This window comes from Streptococcus sp. KHUD_018 (genome assembly GCF_054861215.1).
On sequence record NZ_CM142176.1, the window covers coordinates 356,579 to 368,744 of the forward strand.

Sequence of the window (12,166 nt, forward strand, 5' to 3'; positions counted from 1 at the left end):
TGCTATAATGGAAATTATGAGACAGTATCGTATTTTGGTGGTTGATGACGACCAAAGCATTTTGAAGCTGGTGAAAAACGTCCTAGAGCTTGATGCTTATGATGTGACGACGCTTGATCAGATAGAAGAGCTAGAGCTGACGCATTTTGTCGGATATGACTTGATTCTGCTGGATGTGATGATGGAGCCTGTAAATGGTTTTGAGCTGTGTTCCTACATTCGTCCTCATCTTTCGTGTCCAATCATCTTTCTGACGGCCAAGGAGTTGGAGGCGGACAAGGTGGAAGGGCTCTTTCGTGGAGCAGATGACTATGTTGTCAAGCCTTTTGGAACCAAAGAATTGCTGGCGCGTGTCAGAGCTCATCTTCGGCGGGAGGAAAGACGTGAGGAGCGCTATTCTGAAATTGCTTCTTGTCAATTTTATCCGGAGCGCTATGAAGTTGCCTGTTTTGGTAAAGTCTTGAAATTCTCAGAGCGAGAGTTTAAATTGCTGCATTTACTAGCTAGCAATCCCAAACAGACCTTTTCAGCTGAACGCCTGCATACCTTACTTTATCCAGAAAGCTCAGAAACACAGCTTCGCTCCATCTCAGAATATGTATATCAGATTCGCCAAAAATGCAAACAAGAAGGGCTGCAAGCAATCGCAACAGTGAGAGGAGTAGGCTATAGATGGCAATTAGAACCCGAAATTTCAAAAGCCTAGTCTGGACAACCAGTTTAAAAATCGTCTTTTTTCATGTTTTGATTTTTGTGCTTATCGGCTATGAATTTACACAAGGCAGCGATTATGCCCTTTTCACCTTGTTCTTTTGGGCAGGGAGCTTGCTGCTGATTACTTTTTATCATATTTTGAAATTGCTCCGAAAAATCGACAGGGAAATAAAAATGCTAAGGAGCGAGAAGCTTTTAGAAGAAAATCAAAGCCAGCTTTTTCGGATCGAGGAAATGCTAGAAGTTTATAGCGATTTACGAAGCAGCCATCAAGAAAATGCTCGTCTTCTAGAAAAAGAGCAGCAGCATAATCAGGAATTGATTCTACAGCTATCAGCGACATCGCACGATTTGAAAACGCCCTTAACTGTGATTAAGGGGAATGCTGAGCTCTTGGAATTGGCGCAGTTGAGCCAGCCTCAGGCAGACTATGCTGCTGAGATTTTGCAGGCTAGTCACAAGATGGAAGAGTATTGTGGCTCTTTGATTGATTACGCTAAGACTTTTCAGATTGATTCTAATCAGTTCATTCAGCTTTCCTTGGAGGACTTTTTGGCTTCTTTACAGGACGACTGGGCGCTGTTCAGCAAACAGGAAAGCCATCGTTTCTACCTCCAAGAAGATTGTGAGCTTAGTCTGATTTTGTCAATTCATTTGGACTATCTCAAGCGAGCTTTGCTCAATATTTTACTGAATGCGCTTGAACATGCAGACCAGAATCAAAAGGAAGTAAAGCTGATGGTATCAGTGCAGCAGGACCAGTTGGTTTTTGCTATCTGGAACAATGGCCCTGCATTTTCAGAGGAGATGCTGCTGGGAGCGGAACGGCTCTTTTATCAGAGTGACCAAAGCCGCAATTCAGCTAATCCCCATCATGGTATCGGCTTAGCCTTTTCTAAGCAGGTAGCTTTCTTGCACGGTGGTCGTCTGACCCTGCTCAATCCAGACCAAGGAGGCGCCTGTGTCGAGTTGACAACTTCATTGAAATAAATGAGAATTGAAAATCATAAAAACGCATAATATCAAGTGTTCAAAAGCCTTGATATTATGCGTTTTATCTTTTATCATGTAAAGATTTACTGGATTTTTCCCTCGAATTGAGTTTTATCCAGCCTTGTTTATTTACTTCCGATACAAGCGATCGTATTGGTAGAATGGGTCAAAGGTTACGTTGATGCCTAGTTTGCGAAGGACATTCTTGTCTTCGTCGGTCAAGATGATGGTTGAGTGGGCTTCGCTTCCTTTGAGGTTGCCAAGTTCTTCCATGGCACGCGCAGCATCAGGATTTTCCATAGCTGTGATTGCAAGAGCAATCAGGATTTCATTTGAATGCAGGCGTGGATTGCGACTGCCGAGATGATTAATCTTAAGGCCTTGAATTGGTTTGACAACTTCAGGCTCGATTAGTTTCACTTCTTTAGCGATGTCAGCTGATTTCTTGATGGCATTAATCAAGGCAGCGGCTGTAGGACCAAAGAGTTCTGAGTTTTTACCAGTGACAATGTCGCCAGATGGCAATTCGAGAGCTAGGGCAGGGCCACCAGTTTCTTCTGCTTTTTGGCGTGCAGCAACAGCAACCTTACGGTCTGCAGGTGTGATACCGAGGTCGTTCATGAGAAGTTCAATCTTCTTGACAGCAGATTCTCCGACTTTTTCAGCTTTAAAATCAAGTACAGTCTGATAGTAGCGACGGATGATTTCTTGTTTAGAAGCTTCGATAGCAGCTTCATTATCTGTAATAGCAAAACCAACCATGTTGACACCCATGTCTGTTGGTGAAGCGTACGGAGATTCACCGAGAATGCGTTCCAACATACGTTTGAGCACTGGGAATATTTCGATATCACGGTTGTAATTGACAGTGGTTTCTCCGTAGGTTTGGAGATGGAAGGGGTCAATCATGTTGACATCATCAAGGTCTGCTGTGGCAGCCTCGTAGGCCAAGTTGACTGGATGATGAAGGGGCAGATTCCAGACAGGGAAGGTTTCAAATTTAGCGTAGCCAGACTTGATACCATTGATTTGGTCATGGTACATGTTTGACATACAAGTTGCCAATTTCCCAGAACCAGGTCCAGGAGCAGTTACGACAATCAAGTTGCGACTGGTTTTGATGTAGTCGTTTTTCCCCATACCTTCTGGAGAAATGATGTGGTCCATATCAGTCGGGTATCCTTTGATTGGATAATGAAGATAAGAATCAATCCCGTTTTTCTCAAGTTGGTTGCGGAAGGCATCTGCAGCTGGTTGGCCAGCGTACTGTGTGATGACAACGGAACCAACAAAAATTCCCAGCTCATTGAATTTGTCAATCAAACGAAGAACTTCTTGGTCATAAGAAATGCCTAGGTCGCCACGCGCTTTAGAATGCTCGATGTTGCTTGCGTTAATAGCAATCACAACCTCAACCTGCTCTTTCAATTCTTGCAAGAGCTTGATTTTGTTGTCAGGCTCATAACCGGGAAGAACACGGGCAGCGTGGAAATCTTCTAACATTTTGCCACCAAACTCCAAATAGAGCTTGCCATCAAATTGGTTGATGCGCTCCAAGATATGGTCGCGCTGTAGATTCAAATATTGTTCAGAACTAAAAGCTTGTTTTTTCATTTTTTTACCTCTGACCTCTATTATAATAAAAAATTGGAAGATAGGAAACTACGGAGCTAAAAAAGAAATTAAAAAGATTAGGCAAACGCTTGCACTAAGTTAAAAAAAGCGCTATCATAGACTGTAGATTATTAAAACAATGAGGTAAGAAAATGCAAGAAAAATGGTGGCACAATGCCGTAGTCTATCAAGTCTATCCAAAGAGTTTTATGGACAGCAACGGAGATGGGATTGGCGATTTGCCAGGAATTACTAGTAAGTTAGACTATCTAGCTAAGTTAGGAATCACAGCGATTTGGCTTTCTCCTGTTTATGACAGCCCTATGGACGATAATGGCTATGATATTGCTGATTATCAAGCCATTGCAGCTATTTTCGGAACCATGGAGGATATGGATGAACTGATCGCAGAAGCTAAGAAGCGTGATATTCGAATTATCATGGACTTGGTGGTCAATCATACCTCGGATGAACACGCCTGGTTTGTAGAGGCCTGTGAAAATCCTGACAGCCCTGAGCGAGACTACTATATCTGGCGGGATGAGTCCAATGATTTGGAGTCTATCTTTAGTGGATCTGCTTGGGAATACGATGAAAAGTCGGGTCAATACTATCTCCACTTTTTCAGTAAGAAACAGCCTGATCTCAACTGGGAAAATGAAAAAGTGCGCCAGAAAATTTATGAGATGATGAACTTCTGGATTGAGAAAGGCATTGGCGGTTTCCGTATGGATGTCATTGACATGATTGGGAAAATTCCTGATGAGAAGGTAGTGAATAATGGTCCTATGCTCCATCCCTATCTCAAGGAAATGAATCAAGCAACCTTTGGCGACAAAGATCTCTTGACAGTAGGAGAGACCTGGGGAGCAACGCCAGAGATTGCTAAGCTTTACTCGGATCCAAAAGGACAAGAATTGTCAATGGTCTTCCAGTTTGAACACATCTGTCTTCAGTATCAGGAAGGGCAACCTAAGTGGCACTACCAAAAAGAGTTAAATGTAGGGAAATTAAAGGAAATTTTCAACAAATGGCAGACAGAGTTGGGAGTTGAAGACGGTTGGAATTCCCTCTTCTGGAACAACCATGACCTCCCTCGCATCGTCTCTATCTGGGGAAATGACCAAGAATACCGTGAAAAATCTGCTAAAGCCTTTGCAATCCTGCTTCATCTCATGAGAGGGACACCTTATATCTACCAGGGTGAGGAGATTGGGATGACCAATTATCCGTTTGAAACACTGGACCAAGTAGAGGATATAGAATCCCTCAACTATGCGCGTGAAGCTCTTGAAAAAGGTGTTTCTCTGGAGGAAATTATGGACAGTATCCGTGTCATCGGTCGTGATAATGCCCGTACTCCGATGCAATGGGATGAGAGTAAAAATGCTGGCTTCTCAACAGGTTACCCTTGGTTGGCAGTCAATCCAAACTACGAAGAAATCAACGTTCAAGAAGCACTGGCAAATCCAGATTCTATTTTCTATACCTATCAGAAGCTGGTTCAAATCCGTAAGGAGAATAGCTGGCTGATTCGAGCTGACTTTGAACTACTTGATACGACTGATAAGGTCTTTGCTTATATCCGTAAGGACGGTGACCGTCGATTCCTAGTCGTGGCTAATTTGTCCAATGAAAAACAAAACTTTTCAGTAGAAGGAAAAGTGAAATCTGTCTTGATTGAAAACACTGTGGCTCAAGAAGCGCTTGAGAAACAGACCTTGGCTCCATGGGAAGCCTTCTGTGTGGAAATGACTGACTAAAATGAGAGAACCTCAAGTCTTTGATGCTTGAGGTTCTTTTACTAAAAATTATGTAGAAAAATCTTTAAAAAATATTTGTTAGAATTTTCTAAAAAATCTGTCGAAAGTCCTTGCTTTTATGAAAAAATAGGGTATAATGGTGAAAACACTATCTTTAAGGAGATTACTTATGAAATCGAAAAAGTGGCTCTTAGGAGCAGGTGCTGTTTTGAGTGCAGCCCTACTGTTAACTGCTTGTGGGCAAAGTGAAAAGAAGGCTGATGCTCCCAAGACATTTTCTTATGTCTATGCAATAGATCCATCATCTTTGGACTACAGCGTGACGAGCAAGAGCTCAACTTCTGACGTTATAGCCAACGTTGTCGATGGCCTCTTGGAAAACGATAAATACGGGAACTTGATTCCGTCGCTTGCAGAAGATTGGTCTGTTTCTAAAGATGGCTTGACCTATACCTACAAACTTCGTAAGGGTGTAAAATGGTATACTTCTGAGGGAGAAGAGTATGCTGAAGTCAAGGCTCAGGACTTTGTTACGGGTCTGAAACATGCAGCTGATGGTAAATCAGACGGCCTCTCTCTCCTTCAAGATTCTATCAAAGGTTTGGCTGCCTACATTAGTGGTGAAAGCAATGACTTTTCTACTGTAGGAGTCAAGGCTGTTGACGATTATACGGTTGAATATACACTCAATAAACCAGAAAGTTTCTGGAACTCTAAAGTCACAACTGCAACCATGCTTCCAGTTAATGAAGAATTCTTGAATTCTAAAGGGAGTGACTATGGTGCACCAACACCATCAAGTATTCTTTATAACGGTCCTTATTTCTTGAAATCATTGACTTCAAAATCAGTCATCGAATATGAAAAGAATCCAAACTACTGGGATAAGGACAATGTTAAGATTGACAACATCAAACTAACTTTCTACGATGGATCTGACCAAGAATCTTTGATTCGCAGCTTTACACAAGGTGCTTATACAACAGCCCGTCTCTTCCCAACAAGCTCAAACTTTGAGTCAACTAAGAAAGAGTACGGCGATAAGATTGTCTACAGTCCACAAGAAGCGACAAGCTACTACCTCACTGTTAACGTAAACCGCCAGTCTTACAATAAAACAGCCAAAACAGACGAAGCTCAAAAAACATCAACCAAAGAAGCTCTTCTCAACAAGAACTTCCGTCAGGCACTGAACTTTGCCCTTGACCGTCACTCTTACACGGCTCAGTTGAATGGTGAAGAAGGGGCGGACAAGATTATCCGTAATAGCCTAGTACCTCATGACTACGTTCAAGTAGGTGAAAAGACATTTGGAGAGTTGGCTCAGGCAGAGCTCGTTTCTTATGGTGATCAGTGGAAAGATGTAGCCCTTACAGATGGCAAGGATACGCTATACAGTCCTGAAAAAGCCAAGGCAGCCTTTGCAAAGGCTAAGGCAGAATTGCAGGCCAAGGGTGTCACCTTCCCAATCCGTTTGGATGTTCCAGTTGAACAGACCGATGTCATTGCCGTTCAACAAACCAACTCACTCAAGCAGTCTATCGAGTCAACACTTGGTACTGAAAATGTCATTGTCGATGTTCTTCAAATGACCGATAATGAAAAAATGAGCATTACGTCTCAAGCCAAGGTGCCATCCCAAAAAGATTATGACTTGAACGGAACTGGTTGGGGACCAGACTATCAAGACCCAGCCACCTACCTCAACATTCTTGATGCTAAGAAGGGCTCAGCCCTTAAACACTTGGGGATCACCCGCGGAAAAGATCCAGAAGTGATGGCTCAAGTTGGACTGGACGAATACAAGAAACTCTTGGATGATGCTGCAGCTGAAACTAGCGACCTTAATAAGCGTTATGAAAAATACGCTAAAGCTCAAGCTTGGGTATCGGATAGCTCACTCTTAATCCCAGTAGCTTCTTCAGGTGGTTCTCCAACTGTTAGTCGTACTGTACCATTCTCAAAAGCATACTCACAAGTCGGAATCAAGGGAGACCCGTTTGTATTCAAAGGTTTGGAGTTGCAAAAGGATGTCGTGACTACAAAAGAATACGAAGAAGCTCTCAAGAAATGGCAGAAAGAAAAGATTGAAACAAATGCCAAATACCAAAAAGAGCTAGAAAAACACGTCAAATAGTCTATAAAAGAAAAGGAAGTTGCAGGAAATCTGTACTTCCTTTTTCTGGTTTGGAGACAGCAGTCGTCGTAAAATCAGTTCTTGAATGACAATTGAAGTTGAAATGAAAAACTGATAAGTAATCTCAGGCGTAAAAGCTTTTTTAATTAGTTTCGGAGCAGCCAAAACTTAAAACGATGCTTCTTGAAGATAATTCTAGTGTATTGTGAAATAGAGCGAGTAGAAACCTCAAAAAAACGAACTTTAATATTTATATGGAAAATCACTTTAAGAATATTTATGCAGTATAAATGAATTTAAAATAATTCCTAAGTAAGTATCTAGCATTTTATAGTTTTAAGTTTAAAACTATAAAATGCTTATTGTAGCAACTAAAAATACTGTTTTTTAAAAATAATGGTAACTATGTTATTTTTTTGATTTTAAATTATGAAAGTGCTATAACTGTTATTGAACGCAATAAATATAAAAAAGTGTTCAATAAATCCAATTTATATTTTATAAAATATATTCCTTGTTTATAGTCCGAAAAACGAATAGTGCACAAAAGTTTTCCGAACGTTATGACCAGCGATTCTTTTTTGGAGGTTTAATTTAAAATGAATAGAAAATATGGTCTTTTGGCGGGAGCGGCTCTGGCGACAGCAGTTGCAGTTTCAGCTTCTGTAACACCAACGGTTCATGCAGATTATCGTTGGGATTCCCGTCATAGTTGGGACTATGATTTTGATGATTGGGGTTATGACTATAATTATTGGAATCGATACAACTACCGACAGCCAGATAGTGGTCGCTATTTTTACTGGAATGGCAGCTACTACTATCGTATGAGTGATGGTAGTTACTATATTTACCGTGATGGTGAGTGGAAACCACTGACAAACAATCGTGACAACAGTTCTTCCACTAACAACTTAGTAAATGATAACCACTATCGTTACGAGAATGGCTACCATTACTATGTATTAGAAAATGGGGATTATTACTACTACCAAAATGGTCGTTGGGTGTTTGTCAAGAAATCTGCGGATAATCAAAAAGAGTCGGAGTTAGAAAATCCAGGTGGGGTGGAACTCCCAGAAAATCCCCCATTCAATGGAGCTGATGGGGAATTTAATCCTTTTGAATCAGGTACTATTGAGTTTCCAGAGACTCCGTTGAGTTTCCAGAGACTCCGTCTTACGGAGGTGCGGACGGTGAATATGCTCCTTTTGACTTGGGAACAATCGAACTTCCAGAGAATCCACCATTCAATGGAGCTGACGGGGAATTTAATCCTTTTGAATCAGGTACTATTGAGTTTCCAGAGGTTCCGTCTTACGGAGGCGCGGACGGTGAGTATACTCCTTTTGACTTGGGAACAATCGAACTTCCAGAAAATCCCCTATTCAATGGAGCTGATGGTGAGTTGGATCCTTTTTCGCCAAAACCAGACCAGCCAAATGAAGAACCAAAACCAGATAATTCAATCAATCCCTCTGTCCCAGAGACTCCAGGTTTGGTAACAACAGATGAACCGAGTGAAAATCAGATACCTCCGTATGTTGAAAAACCAGCACCAGGTTTAGAGCACTTATTATGGGCTCCAAATGGAAGCCAACCCAAATTAGTCATCCCACCAGGAAAACCAGGTGACAAGATTCTGGAAAATGATACAAACTATGCCTTTGATGGTACCAATCACTATTACTACGTTGAATCAAACGATGCAGTTACAGGTTACACAGCCTACTGGAAGTGGACGGGAGATGTATGGAAGCTACATGGAATGACAGATCCAACTGACCCAGCGCTGGATCCGAACTTGCACTCAAATCCCGTAGATGATGAGTATAGCTATAGCGATCAAAACTCTAGCGTGAAATTGTATTCGACTAATTTAGTCGAAACTGCCAAAGCAGGACAAGCACTTCCTTTCCAAAATGTCGAGGAATTCAAAAACTATGTGATCGAAAAACTAAATCCTAAGTTTTTAGATAACGCGGGTTGGGATGCAAAGGTCACTTGGGAAATTGAAGATGAGGATATCTTTGAGAAGACCAAAAATGATCCTTGGGCTAGAGATTATGTTTTAGTTGCCAACCTCAAGAGCGGAGTGGATGAAGAAAAATACCGCGATGTAGAATTTGGTTATGTGAAATTTGTCTTCCGCGTTGCTGCGACGGATGATACGAATTATTACTATATGGAAAAGGCCAAAGAAGCATTCGCTGGAATCAATGAAATTCGTAAGGAACAAGGTTTGAAAGAATTGACTTGGTCAGATGAGATTTATCAAAATCAAGCTCTACCAAAAGCAAACCAGATCTCTCGCCAATACGATAGCTCAGGTTTTGTTGGTCGTCGTGATCAAGATGCAGCTACTGTTGTCAAGAAATGGGCAAATGGCGGTTTGAGAGAATTGCTTTTGGATCCAAATGCGACAGAAGGAGCTGTAGCAGCAGTAGTTAGTGGAAACGGGGACTATTACTGGGCTTACAATTATAAATAAAATAAATTTCTAACTTCGTCAAGCTCTTTGTTAATTGAAGCGGATTGATGTTAGTTAAGATTTGGAGAGGACAGCGACTGTCCTCTCTGTTTTTATATTCAGAGAGACGAAGAACTGTTTCTTAAACTTATAAAAGTCACAGAAATCAAAGGAATAGCGTTTGGTGGCTTTTATAAGGCTGTTAGCAGTTTCCTGCTTTACTTTAGAATTAGGCGATCGAATCTTATCTGCGTTCTTCCGAAAGGTTTTGGAAACGGTTTGGAAAGCGGATGGATGCCTTGGGTTTCGTCTTCTATCGGTTCGAAAGAATTTCGAAAACCAAACTAGTCGCCTATTTATTTTTGCACACTCAGCGGCTAATTGTATTCTAGAGCTGTCAATGCTAGTGTAGGTTAATCATTTGCTGGAAAAACATAAACTTTACAATTTGGGATGGATTTGATAGAATATGGTTATGTTATAAGAAGTGACATAAAGGAGTGAATGATTAAAATGAAAAAAAGACTTATCGGGACAGGTCTTGTCCTAGCGACAGGGATTATGCTCTCTGCATGTGGACAGTCCAACACAGATACTAGCACTTATTCATCAACATTTAGTGCGAATCCGACAACTTTTAACTATCTTCTAGATTATTATGCGGATAACACTGCCGTTATTACCAATCTCGTAGATGGTTTGCTGGAAAATGATAGCTATGGCAATCTAACGCCAGCTCTAGCTGAAGATTGGTCTGTTTCAGCAGATGGTTTGACCTATACCTACAAACTCAGAAGAGATGCCAAGTGGTATACGGCTGATGGTGAGGAATATGCTTCAGTCAAGGCTCAGGATTTTGTCACTGGGATCAAATATGCCGCGGACAACAAGGGGCAAGCCATGGATCTGATCCAAAATTCAATCAAGGGATTGAATGACTATGTGACGGGTGTGACCAATGACTTTTCAACTGTCGGTGTCAAAGCCTTGGATGATTACACAGTCGAGTACACTTTGACTCGACCAGAACCGTATTGGAATTCAAAGACAACCAATAGTATTCTTTTCCCAGTCAACGAAGAGTTCTTGAAATCAAAGGATAAAGATTTTGGTACCTTGACACCAGACAGCATCCTTTATAACGGTCCCTATCTGTTAAAAGATTTCACATCAAAATCTTCGATCGAATATGTGAAGAATCCACACTATTATGATCATGATAAAGTAACCATTGAAAAAGTTAAGTTAGCTTACTTTGATGGGTCAGATCAGGAGATGACCATTCGAAACTTTGAAAGTGGTGCTTACTCGATTGCAGGAGTCTATCCAAATAGTTCGAACTATGCTAAGACAAAAGAAAAATACCAAGACAATATCGTCTATAGCTTACAAGATAAGACATCTTGGTACTTTAACTTTAACGTCAACCGCAAAACCTATAATCATACCGCTAAAACAACGGACGAACAAAAGAAATCAGCTCAAACAGCTATCTTAAATAAAAATTTCCGTCAGGCTATCAACTTTGGTATTGATCGAACAGCCTACTCTGCTCAATCTAACGGTGAAGAAGCAGCGAGCAAAACCCTTCGTAATACTCTAGTTCCTCCAATATTTGTCCAGGTGGGAGATAAGACCTTTGGAGAAGTAACAGCTTCTAAGCTTGTGAACTACGGAACTGAGTGGTCAGGTATCAATTTGGCAGATGCTCAAGATGCCTACTTTAACAAGGAAAAGGCCCAAGCAAAATTTGCGGAAGCTAAAAAGGAATTGGAAGCCCAAGGCGTGACTTTCCCAATCCATTTGGATGTCCCTGTTGATCAGACGAATAAAAATGCGGTTTCTGGTATGAACTCGGTTAAACAAACCCTTGAAACAGTACTAGGTTCTGACAATATCGTCATTGATGTTCAACAGCTTTCTACAGATGACTTTGGAAATGTTGCCTTCCTAGCACCAAATCCAGCAGCTCGTGATTACGACCTAAACTTTGATGGTTGGGTTGGTGATTACCAGGATCCATCAACTTATCTAGATCCCTTCAATGCTGAAACTGGTTTCTATCTCAAAATTTTTGGTCTTGACGCCAAGGAAGACCAAGAGCTCATCAAGAGTTTGGGACTCGATACCTATACACAACTCTTGAAAGAAGCAGATGCTGAGAACAAAGATGTCGCTAAGCGTTATGAAAAATACGCTGAAGCTCAAGCTTGGATGATCGACAATTCTCTGGTCATGTCTGCTATGTCAAATGGCGGTACAGCCTCTGTAACTAAAGTAACTCCGTTTACACGTGCTTACTCCCTAGTGGGTATCAAGGGTGATGGAAATAATTACAAGTACATGAGATTACAAAAAGATCCTGTTACCAAGAAACAATTTGATGAAGCCAAGGCCAAGTGGGAAGAAGAGAGTAAAAAGGCTATCGAAAAGAGTCAAAAAGAATTTGAAAATCATATCAAATAAAAAGTTAAA

6 protein-coding genes and 1 pseudogene are annotated in these 12,166 nt (G+C 41.1%); 6 read left to right on the top strand and 1 reads right to left on the bottom strand.

The genetic code is table 11. The features are described from left to right. Positions 1-7 precede the first annotated feature (7 nt). Together ACVBD2_RS01950 and ACVBD2_RS01955 are read left to right on the top strand one after the other, a co-directional pair. Entirely contained in the window at positions 8-706 is a 699-nt protein-coding gene (locus ACVBD2_RS01950) for a response regulator transcription factor (protein ID WP_000404916.1), read from the top strand. Continuing rightward, positions 673-1,704, top strand: a complete 1,032-nt coding sequence (locus ACVBD2_RS01955) for a sensor histidine kinase (protein WP_001007875.1) — start codon at positions 673-675, stop codon at positions 1,702-1,704. The genes ACVBD2_RS01950 and ACVBD2_RS01955 overlap by 34 nt, the downstream gene beginning before the upstream one ends. 132 nt (positions 1,705-1,836) lie before the next feature. On the opposite strand, the gene ACVBD2_RS01960 is transcribed toward ACVBD2_RS01955, so the two are convergent. After that, complete coding sequence (locus ACVBD2_RS01960; RefSeq protein WP_000743606.1) at positions 1,837-3,321, bottom strand: DUF1846 domain-containing protein; 1,485 nt, start codon at positions 3,319-3,321, stop codon at positions 1,837-1,839. Between the two features lie 152 nt (positions 3,322-3,473). Between ACVBD2_RS01960 and ACVBD2_RS01965 the strand changes: the two genes are divergently transcribed. The 4 genes and pseudogenes from ACVBD2_RS01965 to ACVBD2_RS01980 all read left to right on the top strand — a co-directional run bounded on the left by ACVBD2_RS01965 (position 3,474) and on the right by ACVBD2_RS01980 (position 12,157). Next, on the top strand, positions 3,474-5,084 hold the full coding sequence (locus tag ACVBD2_RS01965) for a glycoside hydrolase family 13 protein (RefSeq protein ID WP_461685966.1): 1,611 nt from the start codon (positions 3,474-3,476) through the stop codon (positions 5,082-5,084). 169 nt (positions 5,085-5,253) lie between these two features. Further along, positions 5,254-7,221 (top strand): peptide ABC transporter substrate-binding protein, encoded by a 1,968-nt coding sequence (locus ACVBD2_RS01970; RefSeq protein WP_038806417.1) that lies wholly within the window; start codon positions 5,254-5,256, stop codon positions 7,219-7,221. Between the two features lie 599 nt (positions 7,222-7,820). After that, a pseudogene (locus ACVBD2_RS01975) lies at positions 7,821-9,712 on the top strand (CAP domain-containing protein). A gap of 483 nt (positions 9,713-10,195) precedes the next feature. Then, positions 10,196-12,157, top strand: a complete 1,962-nt coding sequence (locus tag ACVBD2_RS01980; RefSeq protein WP_461685967.1) for a peptide ABC transporter substrate-binding protein — start codon at positions 10,196-10,198, stop codon at positions 12,155-12,157. The last annotated feature ends 9 nt before the right edge of the window (positions 12,158-12,166 follow it).